General features: G+C 71.8%; 25 protein-coding genes and 1 rRNA gene. 6 read left to right on the forward strand and 20 right to left on the reverse strand.

The genetic code is table 11. From position 1 onward, the window contains the following. The 11 genes from ACFPYL_RS17410 to argC all read right to left on the reverse strand — a co-directional run. Window positions 1-62 (reverse strand): 16S ribosomal RNA (locus tag ACFPYL_RS17410); the annotation flags it as partial. A gap of 399 nt (window positions 63-461) precedes the next feature. Continuing rightward, on the reverse strand, window positions 462-1037 hold the full coding sequence (locus tag ACFPYL_RS17415; protein ID WP_379157057.1) for a DNA-3-methyladenine glycosylase: 576 nt from the start codon (window positions 1035-1037) through the stop codon (window positions 462-464). After that, window positions 1030-2460, reverse strand: a complete 1431-nt coding sequence (gene argH / locus ACFPYL_RS17420; RefSeq protein ID WP_379157059.1) for an argininosuccinate lyase — start codon at window positions 2458-2460, stop codon at window positions 1030-1032. Before argH ends, ACFPYL_RS17415 begins: the two co-directional genes overlap by 8 nt. After that, window positions 2457-2933: an NUDIX hydrolase gene (locus ACFPYL_RS17425; protein ID WP_379157062.1), complete on the reverse strand. Its 477-nt coding sequence runs from the start codon at window positions 2931-2933 to the stop codon at window positions 2457-2459. Before ACFPYL_RS17425 ends, argH begins: the two co-directional genes overlap by 4 nt. Next, on the reverse strand, window positions 2933-4369 hold the full coding sequence (argG, locus tag ACFPYL_RS17430) for an argininosuccinate synthase (protein WP_379157065.1): 1437 nt from the start codon (window positions 4367-4369) through the stop codon (window positions 2933-2935). Before argG ends, ACFPYL_RS17425 begins: the two co-directional genes overlap by 1 nt. Beyond that, entirely contained in the window at window positions 4366-4896 is a 531-nt protein-coding gene (locus ACFPYL_RS17435; RefSeq protein ID WP_379157069.1) for an arginine repressor, read from the reverse strand. Before ACFPYL_RS17435 ends, argG begins: the two co-directional genes overlap by 4 nt. Next, entirely contained in the window at window positions 4893-5828 is a 936-nt protein-coding gene (gene argF, locus ACFPYL_RS17440; RefSeq protein ID WP_379157072.1) for an ornithine carbamoyltransferase, read from the reverse strand. The genes ACFPYL_RS17435 and argF overlap by 4 nt, the downstream gene beginning before the upstream one ends. Then, on the reverse strand, window positions 5825-6997 hold the full coding sequence (locus ACFPYL_RS17445) for an acetylornithine transaminase (RefSeq protein WP_379157075.1): 1173 nt from the start codon (window positions 6995-6997) through the stop codon (window positions 5825-5827). Before ACFPYL_RS17445 ends, argF begins: the two co-directional genes overlap by 4 nt. Next, window positions 6994-7929 (reverse strand): acetylglutamate kinase, encoded by a 936-nt coding sequence (gene argB / locus ACFPYL_RS17450; RefSeq protein WP_379157078.1) that lies wholly within the window; start codon window positions 7927-7929, stop codon window positions 6994-6996. The genes ACFPYL_RS17445 and argB overlap by 4 nt, the downstream gene beginning before the upstream one ends. Further along, on the reverse strand, window positions 7926-9074 hold the full coding sequence (gene argJ / locus ACFPYL_RS17455) for a bifunctional glutamate N-acetyltransferase/amino-acid acetyltransferase ArgJ (protein ID WP_379157081.1): 1149 nt from the start codon (window positions 9072-9074) through the stop codon (window positions 7926-7928). The genes argB and argJ overlap by 4 nt, the downstream gene beginning before the upstream one ends. Next, window positions 9071-10108, reverse strand: a complete 1038-nt coding sequence (gene argC, locus ACFPYL_RS17460) for an N-acetyl-gamma-glutamyl-phosphate reductase (protein WP_379157084.1) — start codon at window positions 10106-10108, stop codon at window positions 9071-9073. The genes argJ and argC overlap by 4 nt, the downstream gene beginning before the upstream one ends. Before the next feature lie 88 nt (window positions 10109-10196). Here argC and ACFPYL_RS17465 point away from each other — a divergent pair, with 88 nt between their 5' ends. The 3 genes from ACFPYL_RS17465 (at window position 10197) to ACFPYL_RS17475 (ending at window position 12915) form a co-directional block, all read left to right on the forward strand. Continuing rightward, entirely contained in the window at window positions 10197-11003 is an 807-nt protein-coding gene (locus ACFPYL_RS17465) for a maleylpyruvate isomerase N-terminal domain-containing protein (protein WP_379157087.1), read from the forward strand. A 95-nt stretch (window positions 11004-11098) separates the two neighbouring features. Then, window positions 11099-12088, forward strand: a complete 990-nt coding sequence (locus tag ACFPYL_RS17470; protein WP_379157089.1) for an ATP-binding cassette domain-containing protein — start codon at window positions 11099-11101, stop codon at window positions 12086-12088. Beyond that, window positions 12085-12915 carry an ABC transporter permease gene (locus tag ACFPYL_RS17475; RefSeq protein WP_379157092.1) on the forward strand — a complete coding sequence of 277 codons (831 nt, stop codon included), beginning with the start codon at window positions 12085-12087 and terminating at the stop codon, window positions 12913-12915. Before ACFPYL_RS17470 ends, ACFPYL_RS17475 begins: the two co-directional genes overlap by 4 nt. A 4-nt stretch (window positions 12916-12919) precedes the next feature. On the opposite strand, the gene ACFPYL_RS17480 is transcribed toward ACFPYL_RS17475, so the two are convergent. From ACFPYL_RS17480 to ACFPYL_RS17520, 9 genes are all read right to left on the reverse strand, one after another. Beyond that, window positions 12920-15907 (reverse strand): ATP-binding protein, encoded by a 2988-nt coding sequence (locus tag ACFPYL_RS17480; RefSeq protein WP_379157094.1) that lies wholly within the window; start codon window positions 15905-15907, stop codon window positions 12920-12922. Then, window positions 15891-18371: a phenylalanine--tRNA ligase subunit beta gene (gene pheT, locus ACFPYL_RS17485; RefSeq protein ID WP_379157097.1), complete on the reverse strand. Its 2481-nt coding sequence runs from the start codon at window positions 18369-18371 to the stop codon at window positions 15891-15893. Before pheT ends, ACFPYL_RS17480 begins: the two co-directional genes overlap by 17 nt. Window positions 18372-18375: 4 nt before the next feature. After that, entirely contained in the window at window positions 18376-19482 is a 1107-nt protein-coding gene (gene pheS, locus ACFPYL_RS17490) for a phenylalanine--tRNA ligase subunit alpha (RefSeq protein WP_379157100.1), read from the reverse strand. A gap of 87 nt (window positions 19483-19569) precedes the next feature. Next, complete coding sequence (locus tag ACFPYL_RS17495) at window positions 19570-20592, reverse strand: sensor histidine kinase (RefSeq protein ID WP_379157103.1); 1023 nt, start codon at window positions 20590-20592, stop codon at window positions 19570-19572. A 32-nt stretch (window positions 20593-20624) separates the two neighbouring features. Continuing rightward, the gene (locus ACFPYL_RS17500) at window positions 20625-21407 is read right to left on the reverse strand and encodes a TrmH family RNA methyltransferase (RefSeq protein WP_379157105.1); all 783 of its coding nucleotides are present in this window, start codon (window positions 21405-21407) and stop codon (window positions 20625-20627) included. Window positions 21408-21412: 5 nt separating this feature from the next. Continuing rightward, a complete protein-coding gene (rplT, locus tag ACFPYL_RS17505; protein WP_056159644.1) occupies window positions 21413-21799 on the reverse strand; it encodes a 50S ribosomal protein L20 in 387 nt (128 codons plus the stop codon). 75 nt (window positions 21800-21874) lie between these two features. Next, entirely contained in the window at window positions 21875-22069 is a 195-nt protein-coding gene (rpmI, locus tag ACFPYL_RS17510; protein ID WP_379157108.1) for a 50S ribosomal protein L35, read from the reverse strand. An 87-nt stretch (window positions 22070-22156) separates the two neighbouring features. After that, window positions 22157-22840, reverse strand: coding sequence for a translation initiation factor IF-3 (infC, locus tag ACFPYL_RS17515; RefSeq protein WP_235547968.1), 684 nt, complete (start codon window positions 22838-22840; stop codon window positions 22157-22159). A 323-nt stretch (window positions 22841-23163) separates the two neighbouring features. Continuing rightward, window positions 23164-23706, reverse strand: coding sequence for an SseB family protein (locus tag ACFPYL_RS17520; protein ID WP_379157111.1), 543 nt, complete (start codon window positions 23704-23706; stop codon window positions 23164-23166). A 75-nt stretch (window positions 23707-23781) separates the two neighbouring features. Between ACFPYL_RS17520 and ACFPYL_RS17525 the strand changes: the two genes are divergently transcribed. Genes ACFPYL_RS17525 through ACFPYL_RS17535 form a run of 3 tightly spaced genes read left to right on the forward strand, consistent with a single transcriptional unit; the run spans window position 23782 to window position 25953 of the window. Continuing rightward, the gene (locus ACFPYL_RS17525; RefSeq protein ID WP_379157114.1) at window positions 23782-24207 is read left to right on the forward strand and encodes a hypothetical protein; all 426 of its coding nucleotides are present in this window, start codon (window positions 23782-23784) and stop codon (window positions 24205-24207) included. Continuing rightward, the gene (locus ACFPYL_RS17530; RefSeq protein WP_379157116.1) at window positions 24204-25424 is read left to right on the forward strand and encodes an amino acid deaminase/aldolase; all 1221 of its coding nucleotides are present in this window, start codon (window positions 24204-24206) and stop codon (window positions 25422-25424) included. The genes ACFPYL_RS17525 and ACFPYL_RS17530 overlap by 4 nt, the downstream gene beginning before the upstream one ends. Beyond that, window positions 25408-25953: a uridine kinase family protein gene (locus tag ACFPYL_RS17535; RefSeq protein WP_379157119.1), complete on the forward strand. Its 546-nt coding sequence runs from the start codon at window positions 25408-25410 to the stop codon at window positions 25951-25953. Before ACFPYL_RS17530 ends, ACFPYL_RS17535 begins: the two co-directional genes overlap by 17 nt. Window positions 25954-25989: the final 36 nt, after the last annotated feature.

Below are 25989 nucleotides of genomic sequence, written 5' to 3' on the forward strand. Positions count from 1 at the left end.
ACTTGCATGTGTTAAGCACGCCGCCAGCGTTCGTCCTGAGCCAGGATCAAACTCTCCGTTGAAAACAACACCCACACCCAACCGAAGCCAGATGCGGAAAAAGAGATGCCTGACAGACGACACTGACAAAATTGTCAGAATCATTGTCAAAGAAACCGTTCAACCGATCCACCCCAAGGGGCTTCACAGAAGACGGGGCATAACAAACTAATTCGTCGACTATGACACACTGTTGAGTTCTCAAACATCACACGCACACCGAAGTAGACCCTGTTCGGGGCCGCCTCCGGGGCAACCTGCAAAAACTTACCGGTTCCGATCCACCCCGTCAACTCGGGGGCCGATCCTCACTGGTGCCGGGCGCGCGACAAGACCCTTCGGTGTGGCCTTGCGGCCCGAGGGCGTCGCTCGCGACGACAAGAAGAACGTTAGCAGCGGGTGACGACGAAGCCAAAATCGGGTCACGATCGGGGGCGCAGGGGTGGCGCCGGACGGTAGGCGGACACGCTCCGCTCCCCCGTGATCCAGAACCGCCAGGGCCGCTCAGCTGCGGCGCGGAGACCGACGCGCGGCCCCGTCGAGACGTCGTCGACGGCGTCTCCGAGCGTGAGCCGGACGGGACCCGCGGTCAGGTCGACGCCGTCGTCCTCGAGGGTGATGCCGAGCGCCTTGCACAGACGCGCCGGGCCTCGAGCGAGGTCGCGGTCGGAGGCGCCGGGACGGCGCTCCCGGGCCAGCTCGATGCCCTCGACGACCTCGCCGGCGCGGAGCAGGACGGCGCTGGGCCGGCCCTCGGGACCGCAGACGACGTTGCAGCACACGTGCATGCCGTAGGTGAAGTAGCAGTAGAGCCGGCCGGCCGGGCCGAACATGACGGCGTTGCGACGTGTCATCCCGCGGAACGCGTGCGAGCCCGGGTCGTCGGGTCCGTCGTACGCCTCGACCTCGGTGATCCGGACGGCCACCTCTCCCCGGCGCAGCACGGCGCCGAGGAGGCGAGGCGCCTCCTCGAGGACGGGGCCCGAAAGATCAGGCAAGCCGTGCCCGATGTGCCTCGACGACGGTCGTCAGCTCGGACAGCTGGTCGCGCACCCGCTGCGGGGCGGTGCCGCCGCGACCGACGCGGGACGCGACCGACCCCTCGATCGTCAGGACCTCGCGGACCGCGGGAGTGAGGGACGGCGAGATCTCGGCGAACTGCTCGTCGCTGAGCTCGTCGAGCTCGATGCCGAGCTCCTCGCAGCGGCGGACGCAGGCGCCCGCGACCTCGTGGGCGACGCGGAACGGGACGCCCTCGCGCACCAGCCACTCGGCGATGTCGGTGGCGAGCGAGAAGCCCTGCGGAGCGAGCTCGGTCATCCGGGCGCTGTTGAACGTGAGGCTGGCGACCATGCCGGTGAACGCGGGGAGCAGGACCTCGAGGGTGTCGACGGAGTCGAAGACCGGCTCCTTGTCCTCCTGGAGGTCGCGGTTGTAGGCGAGCGGGAGCGCCTTGAGGGTGGCCAACAGGCCGGCCAGGTTGCCGATCAGGCGACCGGCCTTGCCGCGCGCGAGCTCGGCGATGTCGGGGTTCTTCTTCTGGGGCATGATGCTCGACCCCGTCGACCAGGAGTCGTGCAGCGTCACGAAGTCGAACTCGCGGGTCGACCAGAGGATGACCTCCTCGGCGAACCGGCTGACGTCGACGCCGATCTGCGCGGTGACGAAGGCGAACTCGGCGACGAAGTCGCGAGCCGCGGTGCCGTCGATCGAGTTGGCGGTCGAGCCGGTGAAGCCGAGCTCGGCGGCGACACCCTCCGGGTCGAGGCCGAGACTGGAGCCGGCGAGCGCGCCAGCGCCGTACGGCGAGTCGGCGGCCACCCGGGCGTCCCAGTCGCGGAGCCGGCCGACGTCGCGCAGCAGCGGCCAGGCGTGGGCGAGCAGGTGGTGCGAGAGCAGCACCGGTTGGGCGTGCTGGAGATGGGTGCGGCCGGGCATCACGACGTCGAGGTGGTCGCGGGCCTGGACGGTGAGGGCGTCGACGAGGTCGAGGACCCGCTCGGCGATCTCCGCCGCGTGGTCGCGCAGGAAGACCTTGAACAGCGTGGCGATCTGGTCGTTGCGGCTGCGGCCGGCGCGGAGGCGGCCACCGACCTCGGCACCGACCTCCTCGACCAGGAGCCGCTCGAGAGCACCGTGGACGTCCTCGTCCGAAGGGTCGGGGTGCAGCTCGCCGGCCGCGTACCGCTGGCCCAGGACGTCGAGGCCGCGCAGCAGCTCGACGTGGTCGGCGTCGGTGAGCAGGCCGGCCCGGTGCAGGGCGTTGGCGTGGGCACGCGAGCCCGCGAGGTCGTACGGCGTGAGCCGCCAGTCGAAGTGGGTCGAGCGCGAGAGCGCGTCGAGCTCGGGCGACGGGCCGCCCGCGAAGCGCCCGCCCCACAGCTTGCCGGTGTTGGTGCCGCCGGCGTTGTTCTCGCTCATGCCACTCCCAGGATCTGCCGCACTGCGGCTCTCATCATCGTCGTCAGGTTGTCGTTGGCGGCGGTGCCGTCGGCGTCGAGCGCGTCGGCGGACCACCAGGCCGCCTGGTCGATGGTCCCGCGCTCGATCGGCTCGAGGCCGTCGAAGTGCAGGCCGCCGGCGTCGTCGAGGCGGAGCGCGTAGAACGTCTGGTCCTGCACGAGGTGCCAGAAGCCCCAGTCGAACTCGGCGATCTCGTGGCCGACCGGTTCTCCCAGCTCGTCGGGCGAGACCTCGATCCCGGTCTCCTCGCGCATCTCGCGGGCCGCGGCGTGGGTGAGCGGTTCGTCGTGGTCGGCACCGCCGCCGATGCTGAACCAGTACGTCACGTCCGGCGCGGCCGGGTCCCACCCGTGGAGCAGCAGGACCTCGCCGGCGCCGTTCACGGGCAGCACCCGCGCGGTGGTGCGGTGCCGTACGACGCGTCCGCCCATCAGTCGGTGCCGAACTCCATGGCGGCGTAGTCGAGGGCCTCGTCCTCGCCGGCCTCCTGCTGGGCGGCCGGGTTGCGGGCGATCCGGTCTGCTCCTCCGGCCTCGATCTCGCCGAAGAGGGTGCCGTTCTCGACGAGAACCTGGCCCTGGTCGAGCGGCTGCGCGGCGTACGCCTCGAGCTTCCAGCGCGAGTCCGCGATGTCGAGGTTGCGCATCGTGAGCTGGCCGATCCGGTCGTTGGGGCCGAAGGCGGCGTTCTCGGTGCGCTCCATCGAGAGCTTGTCGGGGTGGTAGGAGAAGTTCGAGCCGTCGGTGCGCAGGACGGTGTAGTCCTCGCCGCGGCGCAGCCGCAGCGTCACCTCGCCGGTGACGAGCGAGGCGATCCAGCGCTGGATCGACTCGCGGATCATCAGGGCCTGCGGGTCCAGCCAGCGGCCCTCGTAGAGCAGCCGGCCGAGCTGGCGGCCCTGGGCGTGGTAGTTGGCGATCGTGTCCTCGTTGTGGATCGCGTTGAGCAGGCGCTCGTACGACGTCCACAGCAAGGCCATCGCCGGCGCCTCGTAGATGCCGCGGGACTTGGCCTCGATGATGCGGTTCTCGATCTGGTCGGACATGCCCAGGCCGTGCCGGCCGCCGATCAGGTTGGCCTCGTGGACGAGCGCGACCGGGTCGTCGTAGCGGACGCCGTTGATCGCGACCGGGCGGCCCTGCTCGAAGCGGACGGTGACGTCCTCGGTGTCGATGGCGACGTTGGGGTCCCAGAACTTCACGCCCATGATCGGCTCGACGGTCTCGAGCGACACGTCGAGGTGCTCGAGCGTCTTGGCCTCGTGGGTGGCGCCCCAGATGTTGGCGTCCGTGGAGTACGCCTTCTCCTGGCTGTCGCGGTAGGGCAGGTTGTTGTCGGTGAGCCACTGGCTCATCTCGTGGCGCCCGCCGAGCTCGGTGACGAAGTCGGCGTCGAGCCACGGCTTGTAGATCCGCAGGTCCGGGTTGGCCAGCAGGCCGTAGCGGTAGAACCGCTCGATGTCGTTGCCCTTGAACGTCGAGCCGTCGCCCCAGATGTCGACGCCGTCCTCGTGCATCGCACGCACCAGCATCGTGCCGGTCACGGCGCGGCCGAGCGGCGTGGTGTTGAAGTAGATGCGCGCGCCGGAGCGGATGTGGAAGGCACCGCACGCGATCGCGGCCAGGCCCTCCTCGACGAGCGGGCGGCGGCAGTCGACCGCGCGGGCGATCTCCGCGCCGTACTGGACCGCACGGTCCGGGACGCCGCTGATGTCGGGCTCGTCGTACTGGCCGATGTCGGCGGTGTAGGTGCAGGGCACGGCGCCCTTGGACCGCATCCAGGCCACGGCGACCGACGTGTCGAGCCCTCCCGAGAACGCGATGCCGACGCGTTCGCCGACGGGGAGGGACGTCAGGACCTTGCTCACGGGGAATCTTCCTTCTGGTGGTGGGTGTCGGCGAGGGCGAGGAACCGCCGGGCGAGGTCGTCGCCCCCGCTGGGCTCCCGGCCGATCACGAGGACGGTGTCGTCGCCGGCGATGGTGCCGAGGACCTCGGGGAACTCTGCCTTGTCGAAGGCGGAGGCCAGGAACTGGGCGGCGCCGGGCGGGGTGCGCAGCACGACCAGGTTGGCGCTGGCGTCGGCGCTGACGAGCAGCTCACCGCACAGCCGGGCCAGCCGGGCCGCTGCAGCAGCGGTCTCCCCCGGCGCCGCGGGTCGTCGGTCGCCGCCCTCGGCGGGGACGGCGTAGACGAGCGCGCCGGACGCCGTACGGACCTTGACGGCGTCGAGCTCGACCAGGTCGCGCGACAGGGTGGCCTGGGTGACGCGCAGGCCGCTCTCGGCGAGGAGGTCGGCGAGGTCGCCCTGGGAGCGCACCTCGTGCTGGGTGACGATCTCGACGATCCGCTGGTGGCGGGCGTTCTTGGTCGTGGGGCGGAGGGCGGTGTTCATCGCAGCTCCTCGGCCAGGAAGGCCAGGATCGCCTTCTGGGCGTGCCGCCTGTTCTCGGCCTCGTCCCAGACGACGCTCTGCGGCCCGTCCAGCACCTCGGCATCGATCTCCTTGCCGCGGTACGCCGGCAGGCAGTGCATGGCGATCGCGTCGGGCTTGGCCTGCTCGAAGAGCGTCGTCGTCAGGGAGTACGGCGCGAAGACCTCGGCGCGGGCCGCGGCCTCGTCCTCCTTGCCCATCGAGATCCAGGTGTCGGTGACGACGGCGTCGGCGCCGGTCACGGCCGCGACCGGGTCGGGCTCGAGCACGGCCGACCCGCCCGTGGTCGCGGCGATCGCCGAGGCCCGGTCGACCATCGTGGCGTCGGGCGCGTAGCCCTCGGGCGAGCTGACGCGGACGTGCATCCCGGCGGTGGCGCCGGCGAGCAGCCAGGAGTTGCCCATGTTGCAGGCGCCGTCGCCGACGAACGCGACGGTGAGGCCGGCGAGCTGCTGCTTGTGCTCCTGGATGGTGAGCAGGTCCGCGAGCAGCTGGCAGGGGTGGAAGTCATCCGTGAGCGCGTTGACCACCGGGACGCCGGAGTGCTCGGCCATCTCCTCGAGGTGGGCCTGCGCGTAGGTGCGCCACACGATCATCGAGGCCTGGCGACCGAGGACGCGGGCGACGTCGTGCACGGACTCCCGGACGCCGATGCCGGCGAGCGCGCCGTCCACCAGCATGGGGAAGCCTCCGAGCTCGGCGATGCCGGCCGCGAAGGACGCCTGGGTGCGCAGCGTCTGCTTGTCGAAGATCATCGCGACCGTGCGCGGACCGGCCAGCGGCTTCGCGTCGTACGGCGCGTGCTTGAGCTCGGCCGCGAGCGCGAGGACCTGCGCCTGCTCGGCCGGGGTCAGGTCGTCGTCGGCGAGGAAGTGCCTGAGCTGGGCGTTCATGCCATCGCCTCGTCGAGGATCTTGGGCCAGGCCTCGAGGAACGCGTTGACGTCGTCCTCGGTCAGCACGAGCGGCGGTGCGAGCCGGATCCGTCGCGGGGTGGCGTTGTTGACGATGAACCCGGCCTCCAGGGCCGCGGCCGCGACCTCGGCGGACACGTCGGCGGCCAGCTCCAGGCCGACGAAGAGCCCGTCGCCCCGGACCTCGGTGACGCGCGGGTCGACGGCAAGGCCGTCGCGGAGCTTCTGGCCGAGCACGGTGACGTGCTCCAGCAGGTCCTCGTCCTCGATGGTGCGGATGACGGCGAGCGCGGCCGCGCAGGCGACCGGGTTGCCGCCGAACGTGGTGCCGTGGTTGCCGGGCTCGAGCAGTGTGCCCGCGTCGCCCAGGCCGATGCACGCGCCGATCGGGAACCCGCCGCCAAGGCCCTTGGCGACGGTGACGACATCGGGCCGCACGCCGGTCCCCAGGTGCGCGAACCAGGCGCCCGTGCGCCCCATGCCCGACTGGATCTCGTCGAGCCAGAGCAGCGCGCCGTGCTCGTCGGCGACCGCGCGGGCCGCGGCGAGGTAGTCCTCGGGAGGCACGACGACACCGGCCTCGCCCTGGATCGGCTCGAGCAGGATCGCGGCGGTCTCGTCGGTGACGGCGGCGGCGAGCGCGTCGGCGTCGCCGTACGGGACGAAGGTGACGTCGCCGGGCAGGGGCTCGAACGGCGTGCGGTAGGCCTCCTTGGAGGTCAGCGCCAGGGCGCCCATCGTGCGGCCGTGGAAGCTGCCCTCGGCGACGACGACGTGCGTGCGGCCGGTGCGGCGGGTCAGCTTGAACGCGGCCTCGTTGGCCTCGGTGCCGGAGTTGGTGAAGAACACCTTGCCCTCCCCCGGCTCCAGGCCGAGCAGGGTCAGCAGCTTCTCCGCCAGCTCGACCTGCGGCGCGCTGGTGAAGAAGTTGGAGATGTGTCCGAGGGTGCCCAGCTGGCTCGTCACGGCGTCGACGATGGCCGGGTGGGCGTGGCCGAGGGCGTTGACGGCGATGCCGCCGAGGAGGTCGACGTACTCCTTGCCGTCGGTGTCCCAGACGTGCGCGCCCTCACCGCGGGCGAGAACCAGCTTCGGCGGGCCGAAGGTGTTCATCACGCTGGCGGCGTACCGCTCTGCGTAGTCGCTCACTGGGAGTCCCTCGCCTTCCGGGTCTTCGTGTCGACGCCGGGCAGGACCTGGGTGCCGACGCCTTCCTTGGTGAACAGCTCGAGCAGCACGGCGTGCTCCTCGCGGCCGTCGACGACGGTCGCGCGGGGTACGCCGCCCTGGACCGCCTGGAGGCAGGCGTTCATCTTCGGGATCATCCCGGAGGCGAGCGTCGGGATGATCTCGGCGAGCGCCTCCGGGCCGATCTCGCCGATGACGTCGTCGGAGTCCGGCCAGTCGAGGTAGAGGCCTTCGACGTCGGTGAGGACGAGCAGCTTCTCGGCCTTCAGGGCCACCGCGAGCGACGCGGCGGCGGAGTCGGCGTTGACGTTGTGGACGCGGCCGTGGACGTCGGGGGCCACGCTGGAGACGACCGGGATCCGGCCGGCCTCGATGAGGTCGAGGACCGACTCGGGGCGGACGTGCTTGACCTCGCCGACGAGGCCGAGGTCGACCTCCTCGCCGTCGACGACCGTGTTGGTCGGCTCGGCCGTGAACAGGCCGGCGTCCTCACCGGAGCAGCCGACCGCCAGCGGACCGTGCTCGTTGATGAGACCGACGAGCTCGCGCTGGACCTGGCCGACGAGCACCATGCGGACGACGTCCATCGCCTCGGGGGTGGTGACGCGCAGGCCGCCGCGGAACTCGGACTCGATGCCGAGCCGGTCGAGCATGGTCGAGATCTGCGGGCCGCCGCCGTGCACGACGACCGGCTTGAAGCCGGCGAACCGCAGGAAGGCGATGTCCTCGGCGAAGGCACGCTTCAGGGTGTCGTCGGTCATGGCGTTGCCGCCGTACTTCACCACGACGATCTTGCCGTGGTACTTCTTCAGCCACGGCAGCGCGGCCGCGAGCGTGCGGGCCTTCGCCGGGTCGGGCTTGGACGGGTCGTGGTGGATGTGTTCGATGCTCATGAGGAGTACGCGCTGTTCTCGTGGACGTAGGCGTGGGTCAGGTCGTTGGTCCAGACGGTCGCCCGCTCGGAGCCGGCCTTGAGGTCGATGGTCACGCTCACCTCGCGGGGCTTCAGGTCGACGGTCTCGGGGTCGGCGTGCGGGGTCGACTGCTTGCAGACCCAGACGCCGTTCATGGCGACGTCGAGGTCGGCCGGGTCGAAGGCGGCCTGCGTCGTACCGATGCTGGCGAGGACGCGCCCCCAGTTGGGGTCGTTGCCGAAGACCGCTGCCTTGAAGAGGTTGGAGCGGGCGACGCTGCGGCCGACCTCGACCGCCTCGTCCTCGGTCGCCGCGTTGAGCACGGTGATCGCGATCTCGTGGTCGGCACCCTCGGCGTCGCGCAGCAGCTGCATCGCGAGGTCGGTGCAGGCCTGGGTGAGCGCCTCGGTGAAGTCCGGCAGCGACGGGGTGATGCCGCTGGCGCCGCTGGCCAGGACCGTGACCGTGTCGTTGGTGGACATGCAGCCGTCGGAGTCGAGCCGGTCGAAGCTGACCCGGGTGGCCGCCCTGAGGGCGGTGTCGAGGTCGGCGGCCGGCACCACGGCGTCGGTGGTGAGCACGACGAGCATGGTGGCGAGCTGGGGTGCGAGCATGCCGGCGCCCTTCGCCATCCCGCCGATCGACCAGCCGGCGCCCTCGACGACGACCTGCTTGCTGACCGAGTCGGTGGTCATGATCGCCTCGGCGGCCTGCTGGCCGCCGTCGGTCGCGAGGACGTCGTACGCCGCGGTCGCGCCGGCGAGCACCTGCTCACGGCTGTTGGTGAGGCCGATCAGGCCGGTCGAGCAGACGACGACGTCGAGCGCGCCGATGCCCAGCCTGTCGGCGACGGTCTCCGCGACCGCGTGCGTCGTCTGGAAGCCCTCGGGGCCGGTGTAGCAGTTGGCACCACCGGAGTTGAGGAAGACCGCGCGGACGGTGCCGTCCTTGACGACCTCCTGGCTCCAGAGCACGGGGTTGGCCTTGCAGCGGTTGGCGGTGAAGACGCTGGCGGAGTCGTAGGTCGGCCCGTCGTTGACGACGAGCGCGACGTCCTTGGCGCCGGTGGACTTGAGGCCGGCGGCGACGCCGGCGGCCCGGAAACCTGCGGGGGCGGTGATCATGGGGCGATTCCTACGGTCGTGAGGCCCAGGCCTTCGTCGAGGCCGAGCGCGAGGTTCATGCACTGGACGGCAGCGCCGGCGGTGCCCTTGGACAGGTTGTCCACGGCACCGACGGCGACGAGTCGTCGCGCGTCCTCGTCGACCGTGACCTGGAGGTGGACCGCGTTGGAGCCCATCACCGACTTGGTCTGGGGCCACTGGCCCTGCGGCAGCAGGTGGATGAACGGCTCGTCGGCGTACGCCTTGGCGTAGACGTCGTAGGCCTCGTCGGCCGAGAGGTCGGACGTGAGCCTCGCCGAGCAGGTCGCGAGGATGCCGCGCGGCATCGGCACGAGGAGCGGCGTGAAGCTGACCGCGACGGTGCCCTCGACGAGCTTCGAGAGGTTCTGGGTGATCTCGGGGGTGTGCCGGTGGACGCCGCCGACGCCGTACGCGCTGGCGTTGCCCATGACCTCGCTGCCGAGCAGGTGCGGCTTGGCGGCCTTGCCGGCGCCGCTGGTGCCGGAGGCGGCGACCACGGTGACGTCGGGCTCGATGATCCCGGCCGCGACGGCCGGGGCCAGCGTCAGGCTCGAGATGGTCGGGTAGCAGCCGGGGACGGCGACGCGGGTCGCGCCGCGCAGCAGGTCGCGCTGGCCGGGGAGCTCGGGCAGGCCGTAGGGCCAGGTGCCGGCGTGCTCGCCGCCGTAGAACTTCGCCCAGGCTGCGGGATCGGCGAGCCGGAAGTCGGCGCCGCAGTCGATCACGACGGACTGGTCGCCGAGCTCGGCGGCCACGGCGCCTGACTGGCCGTGCGGCAACGCGAGGAACACCACATCGTGACCGGCGAGGGTTTCGACGGTCGTCTCCTCGAGCACCCTGTCGGCCAGGGGCACGAGGTGCGGCTGCAGGGCACCGAGCGGCTGACCGGCGTTCGACGCCCCGGTGAGGGCGCCGATCTCGACGTCCGGATGGGCGAGGAGAAGGCGCAGCAGCTCACCTCCGGCGTACCCGCTGGCTCCGGCGACGGCCACACGCTTCCTGGTCATGTGCATGACTATACACATCCTTGCATGTTCATTTGCACCGGGGTCCGTAAGTCAGGTGCACCGGGTCCGGCCCCGTGGCTACGTTGGCCCCATCATGACGAGACTCGACTTCGCCGACTACCTCCGCCACCTCGAGAGCGACTCGGCGCGCTTCCGTGAGGTGCTGGCCGACTGCGACCCCGACGCGCGGGTGCCGGGGTGCCCCGACTGGACCGCGGCCGACCTGCTCTGGCACCTCGCCCGCGTGCAGTGGTTCTGGGGCACCACGATCCGCACCCGTCCCGCACCGCCCGAGGGCGACGATGACGACGAGGTCGCCGGCCCCGAGCGCCCGGCGTCGTACGACGGCCTGCTGGCGGCGTACGACGAGTACTCGGCGCTGCTGGTCTCGGAGCTGCGCGCCGCCGACCCCGCCGAGCCGGCCTGGAGCTGGTCGACCGAGCAGACCGTCGGGTTCACCTACCGCCGACAGGCGCACGAGGCGCTGATCCACCGGCTGGACGCCGAGCAGACCGCCGGCCAGGTGACCGCGCTCGACCCGGTGCTGGCCACCGACGGCGTCGACGAGTGCCTCGACATCATGTTCGGGGGTGCCCCGCCGTGGGGCGCGTTCGCGCCGCTCCCCCACTTCGTGCGCATCGACGTCACCGACCAGGACGAGTCGGTCTGGGTGCAGCTGGGCAGGTTCACCGGCACCGACCCCGACGGCGAGCACCACGACCTCGACGACATCCGCGTCGTACCGGCGCCGGAGTCCGAGGCCGACGCCGTGGTGAGTGGCCCGGCCGCCGCGCTCGACGCCTGGCTGTGGCGGCGGGGCGACGACAGCGACGTCCGGGTGACGGGCGCGCGCGACGTCTACGACCTCTTCCGGCTCGCGGTGAACCAGCCGATCACCTGATGGCTTCGAGGCTCGCTCCGCTCGCACCTCAACCGTCGGGGCTGCTGAAACCGATGTGAAGGCGATGCGAAACCGCGGCTCCTCACGATGAGGGCATGACACAAGTTCTTGACACCGACCTGGCCGTCGCGGCCTCCGGGCTGGTCAAGACCTTCGCGGACTTCCGAGCGGTCGACGGGATCGACCTCGAGGTGCGTCGCGGCGAGGTCTTCGGCGTGCTCGGCCCCAACGGCGCGGGCAAGACCACCACCCTCAAGATGCTCGCCACCCTGCTGCCGATGGACGGCGGCGAGGCCAGCATCTTCGGCGTCGACGTACGCCGCCACCCTCACATGATCCGTCAGCTCGTCGGCGTGACCGGGCAGTACGCCTCGGTCGACGAGAACCTCACCGGCTACGAGAACCTCTGGCTCTTCGGCCGGCTCCAGGGCCTCGCGTCCTCCCGGGCGAAGGCGACCGCGGCCGACCTGCTCGAGCGCTTCGGGCTCACCGAGGCCCGCGACAAGCAGATCTCGACCTTCTCCGGCGGCATGCGCCGCCGGTTGGACCTCGCAGCCAGCCTGATCTCGCAGCCGCCGCTGATCTTCCTCGACGAGCCGACCACCGGGCTCGACCCGCGCACCCGCGGCCAGATGTGGGACACCATCCGTGAGCTGGTCCGCGGCGGGAGCACCGTCCTGCTCACCACGCAGTACCTCGACGAGGCCGACCAGCTCGCGGACCGCATCGCGGTCATCGACCGTGGCATCAAGGTCGCAGAGGGCACCCCGGACGAGCTGAAGAGCTCGGTCGGCAGCTCGACGCTGCAGCTGCGGATGGAGCAGGCGTCCGACACGACCAGTGCCGCGGACGTCGTACGCCGCGTGCTCGGCGAGGAGCCCGTCCTCACCCCGGAGGCCGGCGGCATGAACGCCGCCCTCACCGACGCCAACCAGGCCGCGGACGTGCTGATCGCGCTGCGTCAGTCCGGCCTGTCGATCGCCTCCGCGACCGTCCAGAAGCCCACCCTCGACGAGGTGTTCATGGCCATCACCGGCCACGGCGCCGAGGACGAGACCCACACCACCCTGGAGGTGGCCTCATGAGCACCACCCTGCTTCCCGATCGCGAGACGACCGAGGTGCTCGACCGCACCATCGCGGTCCGTCCGACGCTGCGGGACACCGTCGACCAGAGCCTCGCGATGGCCTGGCGCGCGCTGAAGAAGATGCGCCGGAACCCCGAGCAGTTCTTCGACGTCACGATCCAGCCACTGCTCTTCACCGCGATGTTCGCCTTCATCTTCGGCGGCGGACTCGCCGGGTCCGTCCAGGACTACCTGCCCTGGCTGATCCCGGGCATCCTCGCCCAGACGGCGCTGACCGCCTGCATGGCGACCGGCACCCAGATGCGCGAGGACATGGACAAGGGCGTCTTCGACCGGTTCAAGTCCCTGCCGATCGCCCGCATCGTCCCGCTGGCCGGCCCGATGCTCGCCGACATCCTGCGCTACGGCATCGCCGCGACGCTCACACTGCTGACCGGGATGGCGATCGGCTACCGGCCCCAGGGCGGCGTCACCGGTGTCCTCGCCGGCTGGGCGCTGACCATCTTCGCGGGCTGGTCGCTGTCGTGGATGTTCGCGTGGCTCGGCACCGTCGCTCGGTCTGCCCAGGCGGTGCAAGGCATCGGGATGATGATCATGTTCCCGCTGACGTTCCTCTCCAACGTGTTCACCGACCCCGAGACGATGCCCGAGTGGCTGCAGAAGTTCGTCGCCATCAACCCGGTGTCACAGGTCGTCACCGCCTGCCGAGACCTGATCAACGACGGCGCCTTCACGGTGCACGTCGCCTGGGCGCTGCTCGGCTGCGTGGTCGTCGTCGCGATCTTCGCGCCGCTCGCCGTGCGGTCCTACTCCCGCAAAATTTGAGCCGTTACCCGAGCTCCGCCAGGAGGTCACCGACCTCCGGGCGGAGCTCGGGTGCGTTGCGGCCCTCGACGCTGGCGCGGAAGCGCGCCTCCTCCCCCGGCAGTGCCGCCTCCGCCAGCGCCAGCCCGGGCTCCCAGGCCAGGCTCGGCAGCTGGCGGTTGTAGCCGAAGCGGTCGGCGTACACGAGCAGGTGTACGGCGCGCGCCGCGCGGGCCGGGTCGGGCTCCTCGGACAGCTCCCAGAGCGCGAGCGCGAAGAGGATGGACCCGAAGACCGGGAAGTCCAGGAAGCCGATGGCGCCGTCGAGGATCCGGGGTGACTTCTCGAGCAGGTCGCGCCGCATCCTCTCGACCTCGTCGCGGCGGCGGTGGTGCACGTGGGCGGCGATCGCCGCGGCCTCGGCGTACAGCGTCCAGGGCTCGAAGCCGACGCTCGCCTCGAGCCCGGGGAAGCTGCGCGACGACAGGATTCGCGCCGCCTCCCGGTAGCCGCGCAGGCCCTGCTCGACGCGGCCCGCCGCGAGGTCGAGCTCCGGCCGGCCGCACAGCAGGATGATCGCCGCCCCGAAGATGCCGGTGGCGCCGTCGGACGCCTCGATCTCGTCGAAGATCCGCTGCGCCTCGTCGATCCGGCCGCCCTCCAGGGCTCCCATGGCCAGCACGGCCTTGAGCTGCGCGACGTCCTCGTCGGCACCGAGCGCGTCGAGCGTGGGGATGGCGAGCTGCGCGAACTCCATCGCCTCGGCCATCTCCCCCACCTGCATCGTGAGCCCGGCCAGCTGCGCGCGGACCAGCGCAGCGCTCCAGGGGCCGTCGGCATCGTCGGTGAGCGCGAGCGCCTGACGCCCACGCTCCTGCGCGACCTTGATCTCGCCCTGGTTCTCGTGGAACTGGCTCGACCACTGCAGCGCGAGCTGGGCGACGCGGCGGTCCGGGTCGTCGCACATGGCCTCGACCGCATCGAGGTGACCCTCCTCGACGGTCGCCCGTGCAGCGAGGAGCACGGTCGCCGAGATCCCGCTGCGGGAGCCCCGATCGCCGGGACCCAGCGCCTCGAGCCGGTCGAAGGCGCGCCCGACGGCGGAGTCGGTGAAGATCATCGAGTTGAAGGCGATCGCGACCAGCGTCGCGCGGAACGCGTCCTCGAGCTCGGGCGAGATCGTCGCGTCCGCGACGACGTCCTCGACGTCGGGTGCGACGTTGACCACCTTGAGGTGGCTGCCCTCGATGGTCCAGAAGTCCGAGAGGCAGGCCATCAGGACGACGACCGCGTCAGCGTCCCGGCCGCGCAGGCACCGACGGAGCAGGTCGACCAGGTTGCCCTCCTCCGCACGGATGGCGTTCATCGTGTCCACCTGCTCGGGACCGAACAGCCGTCCGGCGCAGCGGCGCGCGTACGCGACGCCCCAGTCCCGGAGCCGCTCGACCGTGTCGCCGTCGTCGCCGGCGCCGACGAGCTGCATCTGGCCGAACTCGCGCACCGTCTCCAGCAACCGGTAGCGGAGCTCGCCGCCCCCCTCGACGACCGTCACCAGCGACTGGTCGACCAGGTTGGCGAGCGCACCGAGGGCGTCGTCACCGACGACGGCCTCAGCGCCGTCGAAGGAGAACCCGTCGCGGAAGACCGAGAGCCGCCGCAGGGCGACGCGCTCCTGGTCGCGCAGCAGGTTCCAGCTCCAGTCGATGACGGCGAGCAGGGTCTGGTGACGCTCGGGCGCGTCGCGCGACCCGCCGCGCAGCAGCGTGAAGCGGTCCTCGATCCGCCGCTCGATCTCGACCACCGACATGACCCGCACCTTGGCAGCGGCGAGCTCGACGGCGAGGGGCAGGCCGTCGAGGCGGGCGACGAGCGATCGCACCTCCGCCTCGTCGAGGCGTACGCCGGGGCGGGCGGCCGTCGCGCGCTCGCGGAAGAGCTCCTCGGCGTCGTCCAGGCTCAGCTGCGGCAGCAGGTAGACCCGCTCGGCGGCGATGCCGAGCGGCGCGCGCGTCGTGGTCAGCACGCGCAGCGCCGGGGTGCGCTGCACCAGGACCGAGACGAGGTCGGCCACCGCCTCGACGAGGTGCTCGCAGTTGTCGAGGATCAGCAGGGCCGGGGTGGTGCCGACCTGGTCGACGACCCGGCTCAGCAGGTCGACGCGGCGGGTGACTGCCGCGTTCGGACGTCCGGCGGCGACCGACTCGCGGACCCCGAGGACGTCACCGACCTCCACGGCGACCCCGTCTGCCGAGGTCACGCCGGCCAGCTCGACGAAGTGCACGACCGGTTGCTCGGCCAGCCGACCCATCAGGTGGGCGAGGCGGGTCTTGCCGAGGCCGCCCGGGCCCACGATCGACGTGACCCGCGAGGCACGCATCATCTGCTCGAGCGCCACCACGTCGCCCTCGCGACCGATCAGCCGCGACGCCTCGTAGAGCAGGCCCTCGCGCACCGGTCGGTCGCGGGTGAGGAGCTCGGCGTACAGCGCCTGGATCTCGGGGCTCGGGTCGATGCCCAGCCGGTCGGAGAGCTCGGTGCGATAGCCCTCGTAGCGGTCCAGCGCGGCCGGGACGCCATGCACGCCGGCCACCGAGCGCAGCAGGGCGGCCACGACGTCGTCGTCGGGCTCCGCGCGCTCCAGGAGCGGCAGGGCAGCGACGTAGTCGCCGGCGGCGGCCAGCCGCAGCCCCTCGGGGCGCAGCGCCCACGCGTCGACGTCGGCGGCGGCCAGGGTGAGCCGGTAGCCACGGGCGGTCCGCTCGATCGCGTCCGCGCTGGTCGCGGACCGGGCCCGGGACACGACGACCTGGAGGGCCTTGGTGGGGTTGGCCGGGACGTCGTCGCCCCAGACCTCCTCGACCAGTGCCGTCTCCGACAGGCCGCGCGGTCCGGCGTCCACGAGGCTCCGGAGCAGGGCGTGGGTGCGCTCCCCCGGCACCGGCTCGCCGCGCCAGGTGACGTCGTCGAGGACCGTGAGCCGAGGGGCGCTCGGTCCGTCAGCGCTGGACGGCACCGGTCCGCTCGGCGGCGAGCGCCACGGCCGCGTCGCGCGCGGCCGTCGTCTCCTCCTCGGTGAGCGTGCGGTCGGGGGCCCGGAACCGCAGCGCGAACGCGAGCGACTTGCGCCCCTCGCCCACCTGCTCGCCGGTGAAGAGGTCGAAGAGCCGGATCGACTCGAGCAGATCCCCGGCACCCTCGCGGAGCGCCGCCTCGACGGCCGCGGTCGTGACGGACGCGTCGACCACGAGGGCGACGTCCTCCTTCGCGAGCGGGTACGTCGAGAACTCGGGCCCGGGCGTCACGTCGCGGGCCCGTCGCATCAGCAGGTCGAGGTCGACCTCCACCGCCGCACTGCGCGGCGGGAGCCCGAACGCCTGGCAGACCTTCGGGTGCAGCTCGCCGGCGTGCCCGAGCTCGACACCGTCGACGAGCACCTGGGCGCACCGGCCCGGGTGCCACGGCGCACGCGAGGCCGACACGACCTCGACCTCGACGCCGAGCTCGGTGCCCAGGCGGCGCACGATGCCGATCGCGTCGGACCAGCCCGCTGCGCGGCCCTCGCCCCACCAGCCGGCGCGCTCACGCTCGCCGGCCAGGACGACGGCGAGGTGCAGCGGCTGCTCCGGGATCGCCTCGAGCAGCTTGGCGAGCTCCGCCTCGGTCGGGCGCCAGTCGACGCCGTAGATCGGCGCCGGGCCCCGGTCGACCGGGAACGCGACGGTGCCGGTCTCGAACAGCGACACCCCGCCGGCGCCGCGGCCGATGTTGCGGGCGGCCGCCTTGAGCAGCCCCGGCAGCAGCGTGGTCGTGTACGACGGCTCCTCGCTGGAGAGCGGGTTGGCCAGCCGGACGGTCGAGCGCAGCACGTCGTCGGCGGGCAGCCCGAGAGCGTCGAACGCGGACTCGCCGACGAACGGGAAGCTGATCACCTCGACGCAACCGGCACCGGCCAGCATCCGGCCGACCCGGCGGCGCAGCCGCTGCTCGCGGGTGAGCCCGCGGCCGGCGGCCTCACGGGGCAGCACGGAGGGCACCTGGTCGTAGCCGACGATCCGGGCGACCTCCTCGACGAGGTCGAACGGGTCGCTGAGGTCCGGACGCCACGGCGGCGGCGTCGCGACCAGCGTGGTGTCGTGCTTGTCGAGCACGCAGCCGACGGCCTCGAGGTTGGCGACCGTGGTGGCGGCGTCGATCGGCATGCCGGTGACCCGCTCGGGCAGGTCGTAGGCCATCTCGATCGGCGCCTGCTGCGGCGGGATGCCGACGACCGTGACGCCCGGGTCGGCCGTGCCCCCGCCGTACGTCGTGAGCAGCTCGACCACGCGGTCGGCGGCCGCCTGGGTGACGACCGGGTCGACGCCGCGCTCGTTGCGCTTGCCGGCCTCGGAGGTGAGCTTGTGGCGCTTGCCGGTGCGGAACATCGAGGTGGCGTCCCAGTGGGCCGCCTCGACAAGCACGGACGTCGTGGTCGCGGACATCTCCGTGGTCTCGCCGCCCATGACGCCGCCGAGGCCGATGATGCCGGAGTCGTCGGTGACGACCAGGTCCTCGGGCGAGAGCGCACGATCGGTGCCGTCGAGGGTCGTCAGCCGCTCGCCGGCGGTGGCCCGCCGGACCCGGATCGGGCCGGTGAGCTTGTCCGCGTCGTAGCCGTGGATCGGACGGCCGATCTCGAGCATCACGTAGTTGGTGACGTCGACGGCGAGCGAGATCGGGCGCATCCCGGCCTGGCTCAGGCGCCGCACCATCCAGTCCGGCGACGGGGCGGCGGGGTCGAATCCGGTCACCGTGCGGGCGACGAAGACAGGGCAGCCTTCGGGGTCGTCGATCTCGACCGGGTAGCCGGCGCCGTTCGGCTCGGGGACCGAGCGGTCGGCCGGGTCGCGGTAGGGCGCGTCGTACGCCAGCGCGGCCTCGCGGGCGACGCCGCGCAGTGAGAGCGCGTACGCGCGGTCCGGGTTGATCTCGAACTCGATGACCTCGTCGTCCAGGCCGAGCACCGGGAACGCGCTGTCGCCGGGGGCACCGGCATCCGCCGGGAGCACGATGATGCCGTCGTGGTCCTCACCGAGGCCGAGCTCGCGGGCGGAGCAGATCATGCCGGCCGAGAGGTGGCCGTAGGTCTTGCGGGCGGAGATCTCGAAGTTGCCGGGCAGCACCCCGCCCGGGAGGACGGCGACGATCAGGTCGCCCGGCTGGAAGTTGTGGGCGCCGCAGACGATGCCCTGGGGCTCGCCGGTGCCGTTGGCGTCGCCGACGTCGACGGTGCACCAGTTGATCGTCTTGCCGTTCTTCTGCGGCTCGGGCTCCATCGTGAGCACCTTGCCGACGACGAGCGGACCGGTGATCTGGTCGCCGGGCTTCTCGATCGCCTCGAGCTTGAGCCCGAGCGCGGTCAGCCGGGCCGTGAGGTCCTCGGTCGTCACGTCGGCGGGCAGGTCGACGTACTCCCGGATCCAGGAGACAGGGGCCTTCATGTCGTCAGAGTTCCGTTCCGAATGCCGTGGTGAAGCGGATGTCGCCCTCGAAGAGCTCGCGCAGGTCCTCGATGCCGTGGCGGAACATCAGCGTGCGGTCGATGCCCATGCCGAAGGCGAAGCCGGTGTAGCGCTCGCTGTCGACGCCGCAGGCGGCCAGGACGCGCGGGTTGACGACGCCGCAGCCGCCCCACTCGATCCAGCCCTCGCCGCGACAGGTGCGGCACGGCGCGCCGTCGAGGACGCCGGCACCGCGGCAGACGAAGCAGACCAGGTCGACCTCGGCGCTCGGCTCGGTGAAGGGGAAGTACGACGGGCGGAAGCGCGTGTTGATGCCCTCGCCGAACATGGACGCGGCGAAGTGGTCGAGCGTGCCCTTGAGGTTGGCCATCGTGATGCCCTCGTCGATGGCCAGGCCCTCGACCTGGTGGAAGACGGGGCTGTGCGTGGCGTCGTACTCGTCGGTGCGGAACACGCGACCGGGGCAGACGACGTAGATCGGGGGCGTGCGGGTGAGCATCGTGCGCGCCTGCACCGGCGAGGTGTGGGTGCGCAGCACGAGGTGGTTGTCGGCGGGCTCGGTCCAGAACGTGTCCTGCATGGTCCGCGCCGGGTGGTCCGGGCCGAGATTGAGCGCGTCGAAGTTCAGCCACTCGGCCTCGATGACCGGGCCTTCGGCGACCTCCCAGCCCATCGCGACGAAGATGTCGGCGATCAGCTCGGCGCCCGTGGTGAGCGGGTGCCGGGCGCCGGTGGGCACCCGGTCGGTCGGCAGCGTGACGTCGACGGTCTCCTCGACGAGCATCCGCTCCTCGTGCTCGGCCTCGAGCACGGCCTGCCGCGCCGCGAGCGCCTGGTTGACGGCACCGCGTGCCTGGCCGATCCGCTGGCCGGCCTCCTTGCGGGCCTGCGGTGGCAGCGCGCCGATCTCGCGGTTGGCGAGGGCCAGCGGGGACCGGTCGCCCGTGTGGTCGATCCGCACCTGCTTCAGCTCCGCGAGGTCCTGCGCGGCCGCGATCGCCGCGAGGGCGGCGTCACGGGATGCCTCGACCTCCTCGGGCTTCAACGGGGTGACCTCCACGGGGTCGTAATCGGTGTTCGGTCCGGACACGGAGCGCCTCTCGCGTGACGATGGATACTGCCGAGTGCGAGTCTAGGGAGCCGGTCGCCGTCCCAGCGACCCGGTTCCCGGTCGTGGCTACCCTGCGCCGGTTGCGGGCAGCTCGACGTCGATCCGGGCGCCGCCGCCCTCGGCGTCGCCGATGGCGACGGTGCCGCCGTGTGCCTTGACCAGACCGTTGACGAGGTAGAGCCCGAGCCCGGAGCCACCGCGGCCGCCGCCGGTCCAGAACTTCGTGAACACCCGCCGCCGCATCTCGGGCGAGATCCCCTCGCCCTCGTCCTCCACACGGACCCGGACACCCGGCTCCTCGGCGGTCACGCTCACCCGGACGGCGCCGGAGCCGTGGCGTACGGCGTTCTCCACGAGGTTGGTCACCACCTGGGTGAACTTGTCGGGGTCGACGGTGATCTCGGGGAGGCTCTCGCCGATGTCGAGCTCGATCGGTCGGCTGGTGCCGGCCGCGACCGACTCGACGACCCGCCGCACCAGCACGCCGGCGTCGGACGGGCGCGGGTAGAGCTGGAGCCGTCCGGTGTCGATGCGGGCGACGTCGAGCAGCTCGGCGATCAACCGGCTGAGGCGGTCGGAGTCGACGCTGACCGTGGTCAGCATCAGCTTCTTCTGGTCGTCGCTGAGCTTGTCCCAGCGGTTCAGGAGCGCCTGCACGAAGCCCTTGACCCCGGTCAGGGGCGAGCGCAGCTCGTGGGCGACGGTGGCGACGAGGTCGGAGCGCTCGCGGTCCAGGCGGTCGCGGCCGCGACCGGACCTCAGGCTGACGGCGACCCCGGCCACCGGCTGGTCCAGCGCGGGTCGGTGGATCCGGGCCACGACGAGGACCTCGGTGCCGTCCGGCAGCAGCCACGCCTGCTCGGGCACGGCGGAGCGGGTCGGCAGGCCGTCGTACGGGCAGTTGAACGAGCACCAGTCCCGGCCCTCATGGTCCTGCAGGGCGAGCACGTCGCTGAGAGGACGGCCGACGACGGCCGCCCGGTCAGCACCCAGCCAGCGGGCCGCGACCGCGTTGACCGCGGTCACCGCACCGCTGCCGTCCGCGATCACCACGCCGTCGGCGAGCAGGTCGAGGTCGGCGGGCTGCATGCCGATCACCCTACGGGCAGCGGTCCGGGGGGCTACCGACGCTGCGCCCGGGCCGACGCGTAGAGGCACAGGGCGGCCGCGGTCGAGAGGTTGAGGCTCTCGGCGCGGCCGTGGATCGGGATCCGGACCCGGTGGTCGGCGAGCTCCGCGAGCTCGGTCGGGAGGCCCCACGCCTCGTTGCCGAGGAGCCAGGCGGTCGGCGCGGCCAGCAGCTCGTCGGCGTGGTCGAGATCCACCTCGCCGGCGCCGTCGGCGGCCAGCACCTGGAGGCCGGCGGCCTGCGCGGCGCGCACGGCGACGGCGGGGTCCGGCTCGATCGCGACCGGCAGGTGGAAGAGGCTGCCGACGCTGGCGCGGACCGTCTTCGGGTTGTAGGCGTCGACCGAGTGACCGGCGAGCACGACGGCGTCGGCGCCCGCGGCGTCGGCACACCGGATCACGGTGCCCGCGTTACCGGGGTCGCGTACGTCGGCGCAGAGCGCGACGAGTCGGGCAGCGTCGAGGGCGTGCTCGACGGGCCGGTCGAGGAAGCGGCAGAGCCCGACCACGCCGGCCGGGGTGACGCTGTCGCTGAGCGAGGCGAGCGCGCGGTCCTCGACGACCGTCCACTGCGGGGCGACCGACGCGAGGTCGGCGTACTGCTGGGTGGCTGCCTCGGTGGCGAACACCTCGACGACGCAGCCCGGCACCTCGAGGGCACCCTCGACGGCCTTCGGGCCGTCGGCAAGGAAGAGCCGCCGCTCGAAACGTTCCGAGCGGCGGCTCAACTTGCGAGCATCCTTGACGCGAGCGTTGCTCGCGACCAGGGGCTGCATCTGGCTCAGGCGGAGACCTTGGGCGCGTTGACGTCCTCGGGCAGGGCGGCCTTGGCGGCCTCGACCAGCGTGTTGAACGCGGCGACGTCGTTGACGGCCAGGTCGGCGAGGATCTTGCGATCGACCTCGATGCCGGCCAGGTTCAGGCCCTGGATGAAGCGGTTGTAGGTCATCCCCTGGGCGCGGGCCGCAGCGTTGATCCGCTGGATCCACAGCTTGCGGAAGTTGCCCTTGTTCTTGCGCCGGTCGTTGTAGCTGTAGACCAGCGAGTGGGTGACCTGCTCCTTGGCCTTCCGGTACAGGCGCGAGCGCTGACCGCGGTAGCCGCTGGCCCGCTCGAGGACGACCCGGCGCTTCTTCTGGGCGTTGACCGCCCGCTTGACGCGTGCCACTGATTTACTCCTTGTTGCTAAGACTTCTTGGGTGCGGGGGTCTCGACGAGCTCGACCACCGAAGGGTGGGGCTGGTCAGAGACCGAGCATCTTCTTCGCGCGCGGGACGTCGGACTTCGCGACCTCGACGGTGCCCGTCATGCGGCGGGTGACCTTCGAGGGCTTCTTCTCGAGGTTGTGACGCTTGCCGGCCTTCTCGCGAAGGATCTTGCCGGACCCGGTCACCCGGAAGCGCTTGCTCGCACCGGAGTGCGTCTTGTTCTTCGGCATCTCTGCTCTCTCTTCTCGTCCTGCTGGCGTGCTCGCGGCTGGCGCGACCACCCGCGTGGTTCCGGCGGCCTGGGGACCGCCGAGGTATCAGGCCTCGATCTCGGGATCGAGGTTCTCGGAGCGCCCGCGCTCCTTCTTCTGTGCGACCGGCCCGGCGGCGTGGGCGGCGTCGCGCTCCGCGCGCTCCTCCGCCTCGTGGGCCGCACGCTCGGCGGCGCGCGACTCCTTCTCCGCCTTCATCTCGACCTTGGCGTCGGCCTTCTTCTTGTGCGGGCCGAGCACCATGATCATGTTGCGGCCGTCCTGCTTGGGCGCCGACTCGACGAAGCCCAGCTCCGTCACGTCCTCGGCCAGCTTCTGGAGCAGCCGGAAGCCCAGCTCGGGCCGGTGCTGCTCGCGACCGCGGAACATGATCGTGATCTTGACCTTGTCGCCGGCGCGCAGGAACCGCACGACGTGACCCTTCTTGGTCTCGTAGTCGTGCGCGTCGATCTTCGGACGAAGCTTCATCTCCTTGATGATCACGTTCGTCTGGTTGCGACGGGCCTCGCGAGCCTTTTGGGCGTTCTCGTACTTGAACTTGCCGTAGTCCATGAGCTTGCAGACTGGCGGCTTGCCCTGCGGGGCGATCTCGACGAGGTCGAGGTCAGCCTCCTGGGCGAGCTTCAGGGCCTGGTCGGTCGGCACGATGCCGACCGTCTCCCCGTTGGGTCCAACGAGTCGGACCTCGGGAACCCGGATCCTGTCGTTGATGCGCAGCTCGGTGCTGATGTGTCCTCCTGGTGGCCATGTGACCGGAAGTCCCCGCCGGCACCGGCCTCCCGAGGAGGTCCGAAATCAACAAAGGCTTCCGCTTGTGCAAGCGGAAGCCAGTCGCGGCGCCTCCCACGCCGTGGGAGTGCCATCGAAGACGATCAGGCTCACGGTGAGGAACGCGTCCAACGCCGCAGGCCATGCCTTCGGGACCGGACCCGACGACCTGTGGTGCTGACCCATTGCTGGGGCGGTCGATGCGGGTGGGAGACGATGCTGCTGGCTCCGCTTGTGAGATCTGCTCCGGCTCCACCGCGGACGGTCGGGTCGGAACTGATCGGTCAACGCAGGATGCTAGCCGAAGATTCCCGCTCGGGCCGAATCCAGGCGACTCCCCCGGCCACCCGCGCAAGCGTCCACCCCTCGGCGAGACCACGCAGGTCGTCGCCCTCGACGACGAAACGCACCGGCCCGGCCAGGTCGACGACGAGCGCGGCGGCACCGTCCTGCAGTGCCGAGCGGGCCGCGACCTGGGCCGTCACCGGGACCGGTCGGGCCTCGCGGCTCCACGCGGCGAGGGCGGCGGTGCCGGTGAAGGCGAGGAGCGCGAGCCGGCCGTCGGCGCCCTGCACCAGGACGGTTGCCATGTCGCTGTCCTTCTCCCGGGCGAGGCCGGCGTCGTCGTGCTCGACCTCGCCGAGCACCGCGACGACCGGGACCACGACGCGGGAGCGCTGGAGGGCGCCGAGCGCCTCGGCGTACGCCGCGCTGTCGTCCTGCCAGGCGGCCAGGGCCGCGGCGAGCTCCGGCGCGGCCGAGCCGTCGTCGCCCGCGAACCCGGGGTCGGGGATGACGCGGGAGTGGGTCGGGTCGGGCTCGAGCACGGTCCCATTCTGGACGGCGACGGCCCGAGTTCCGAATCAGCCGACCCTCACCTCCCGTGTGGGACGCTGGGTGTCGTGGACGACGCAGCATGGGCGGCACTCACCCTGAGCCTCACGGTGGCCGGCGGCATCTGGACCTGGTTCGCCTTCCGCAACCGCGGACTGGCCTCCGGGACGCGTGCCCTCGGGTTCACGTTGCTGCCGCTGGCGGCGTACCTGACGAAGACGCTGCAGATGTTCACCGGGATCGCCGGCGAGATCAGCGACTGGGCGGGACACCTGGTCTGGAGCCCGGTGGTGTGGCTGGGGATCGTGCTCGCGGGCGTGTCGGTGGTGCTCATCGGGGTGTCCGGACGGCTGCGGGCGCGCGAGGTCGGGCCGGCGGAGGAACGGCGGTCCCTCCCGCCAGTCGGACCCGGTGGCAAGGGCCGGCCCGCGTTGGCCGAAGATGACGACATGGCCGACATCGAGGCGCTGCTGCGCAAGCGAGGGATCAAGTGAGCGCGGCGTCTCCCGCGGACCGCAACCAGCTGTGGACGCGCCTCGGCGACGCGGTCGCCAAGCTCGGGGTGCCGCTCCCGACGCCGATCTTCGTGGTCGACCTCGACGCGTTCGATGCGAACGCCGACGACCTGGTGCGCCGGGCGGGCGGCCTGCCGATCCGGCTGGCGTCGAAGTCGCTGCGGATCCCCGCCCTGGTCGAGCGTGCGCTGGCCCACGACGGGTTCCACGGCGTCCTGGGCTTCACCCTCCGCGAGGCCCTCTGGCTGCACGCCGAGGGGATCAGCGACGACATCGTCGTCGCCTACCCGACCGTCGACCGCGGCGCGCTCGCCGAGCTGGTCGCCTCCCCCGCGGCGGCCGCGGCCATCACGCTGATGGTCGACAGCACCGCGCACCTCGACGTGATCGACAGCGTCCGGGTCACCTCCGACATCCCGGTGCGGGTCTGCGTCGACGTCGACGCCGGGCTCCGGCTGGCCGGGAAGCACGTCGGCCCCAAGCGGTCCCCGCTGCAGGACACCGCCGGCGTCGTCGCGCTGGCCCGGGAGATCACCGGCCGCGACGGGTTCCGGCTCGTCGGGGCGATGACCTACGAGGGACAGGTCGCCGGGCTCCAGGACACCGTGCCGACCGCCAAGGCCCGCTCGGCCATCGTGCGCCGGCTGAAGTCGCTCTCGATGTCGCAGCTCGCCGTACGCCGCCGCGAGATCGACCACGAGCTCCGTCAGCTCACCGACCTGGAGTTCTGGAACGCCGGCGGGTCGGGCTCGGTGCAGGCGACCGCGGCCGACCCGGTCCCGACCGAGATCGCGGCGGGCTCCGGCCTGCTCGTGCCGACCCTCTTCGACCACTACGCGTCCTTCGAGCCGCGGCCCGCGTCGTACCTCGGGCTGCCCGTCGTACGCCGCCCCGGTCCGGGCATGGTCACCGTGCACGGCGGCGGCATCGTCGCCTCCGGCGCGGCGGGCCCGGACCGGCTGCCGACGCCGTGGGCGCCGGCCGGGCTGGAGCTCACGTCCCTCGAGGGCGCCGGCGAGGTGCAGACGCCGATCACCGGGCAGCCCGCCGACCTCCTGGAGGTCGGCGACCTGGTCTGGTTCCGGCCGGCCAAGTCGGGCGAGCCCTTCGAGCACGCGCTGACGGTGCACCTGCTGTCCGGCAGCGAGTTCGTCGACTCGGTGCCCAGCTACCGCGGGCATGGGCTCGCCTTCTGAGGCTGCCGCCGTCATCGAGCTCGCTCGGTCTCGTCCGGCGACGCTCGGTGCGGGTCGGTTGATCTGCGTCGACGGCCCGTCCGGCTCCGGCAAGACGACCCTCGCCGCCGAGATCGTCCGATCGGACCCGATGGCGGTGCTCGTGCACATGGACGACCTCTTCGAGGGCTGGGACGGGCTGCCCCGGGTGGACGCCCAGCTCGACGGGCTGTTGCGGCCGCTCGCGGCCGGTCGAGCCGGCAGCTACCGCCGCTACGACTGGGTCGCGGGGGCGTACGCCGAGACCGTGACGGTCGCGCCGGTCCCGCTGGTCGTGCTCGAGGGCGTCGGGTCCGGGTCACAGGGGGTCGCCGACCTGGTGACCGTGCTCGTCTGGGTCGAGGCGGCGCGCGACGTACGGATGGCTCGCGGGCTCGACCGCGACGGGGAGGCGTTCGCGCCGTACTGGGAGGCGTGGGCGGTCGGCGAGCAGGAGCACTTCGACCGGCACCGGACCCGGGACCGGGTGGACCTGGTGATCCGGACCTAGAGGGAACCGGTCCCGGTCTGGCATCGTCCCACCGAC

This window comes from Nocardioides hankookensis, from assembly GCF_042658885.1.
Classification (GTDB): Bacteria; Actinomycetota; Actinomycetes; order Propionibacteriales; family Nocardioidaceae; genus Nocardioides; species Nocardioides hankookensis.

Bases quoted from the DNA above. Each gene is read 5' to 3' on its own strand.
- argH (WP_379157059.1), bottom strand. From the start codon at position 2,460: ATGAGCGAGAACAACGCCGGCGGCACCAACACCGGCAAGCTGTGGGGC.
- ACFPYL_RS17425 (WP_379157062.1), bottom strand. From the start codon at position 2,933: ATGGGCGGACGCGTCGTACGGCACCGCACCACCGCGCGGGTGCTGCCC.
- ACFPYL_RS17435 (WP_379157069.1), bottom strand. From the start codon at position 4,896: ATGAACACCGCCCTCCGCCCCACGACCAAGAACGCCCGCCACCAGCGG.
- argF (WP_379157072.1), bottom strand. From the start codon at position 5,828: ATGAACGCCCAGCTCAGGCACTTCCTCGCCGACGACGACCTGACCCCG.
- argB (WP_379157078.1), bottom strand. From the start codon at position 7,929: ATGAGCATCGAACACATCCACCACGACCCGTCCAAGCCCGACCCGGCG.
- argJ (WP_379157081.1), bottom strand. From the start codon at position 9,074: ATGATCACCGCCCCCGCAGGTTTCCGGGCCGCCGGCGTCGCCGCCGGC.
- argC (WP_379157084.1), bottom strand. From the start codon at position 10,108: ATGCACATGACCAGGAAGCGTGTGGCCGTCGCCGGAGCCAGCGGGTAC.
- ACFPYL_RS17465 (WP_379157087.1), top strand. From the start codon at position 10,197: ATGACGAGACTCGACTTCGCCGACTACCTCCGCCACCTCGAGAGCGAC.
- ACFPYL_RS17470 (WP_379157089.1), top strand. From the start codon at position 11,099: ATGACACAAGTTCTTGACACCGACCTGGCCGTCGCGGCCTCCGGGCTG.
- ACFPYL_RS17475 (WP_379157092.1), top strand. From the start codon at position 12,085: ATGAGCACCACCCTGCTTCCCGATCGCGAGACGACCGAGGTGCTCGAC.
- pheT (WP_379157097.1), bottom strand. From the start codon at position 18,371: ATGAAGGCCCCTGTCTCCTGGATCCGGGAGTACGTCGACCTGCCCGCC.
- ACFPYL_RS17495 (WP_379157103.1), bottom strand. From the start codon at position 20,592: ATGCAGCCCGCCGACCTCGACCTGCTCGCCGACGGCGTGGTGATCGCG.
- ACFPYL_RS17500 (WP_379157105.1), bottom strand. From the start codon at position 21,407: ATGCAGCCCCTGGTCGCGAGCAACGCTCGCGTCAAGGATGCTCGCAAG.
- rpmI (WP_379157108.1), bottom strand. From the start codon at position 22,069: ATGCCGAAGAACAAGACGCACTCCGGTGCGAGCAAGCGCTTCCGGGTG.
- ACFPYL_RS17535 (WP_379157119.1), top strand. From the start codon at position 25,408: ATGGGCTCGCCTTCTGAGGCTGCCGCCGTCATCGAGCTCGCTCGGTCT.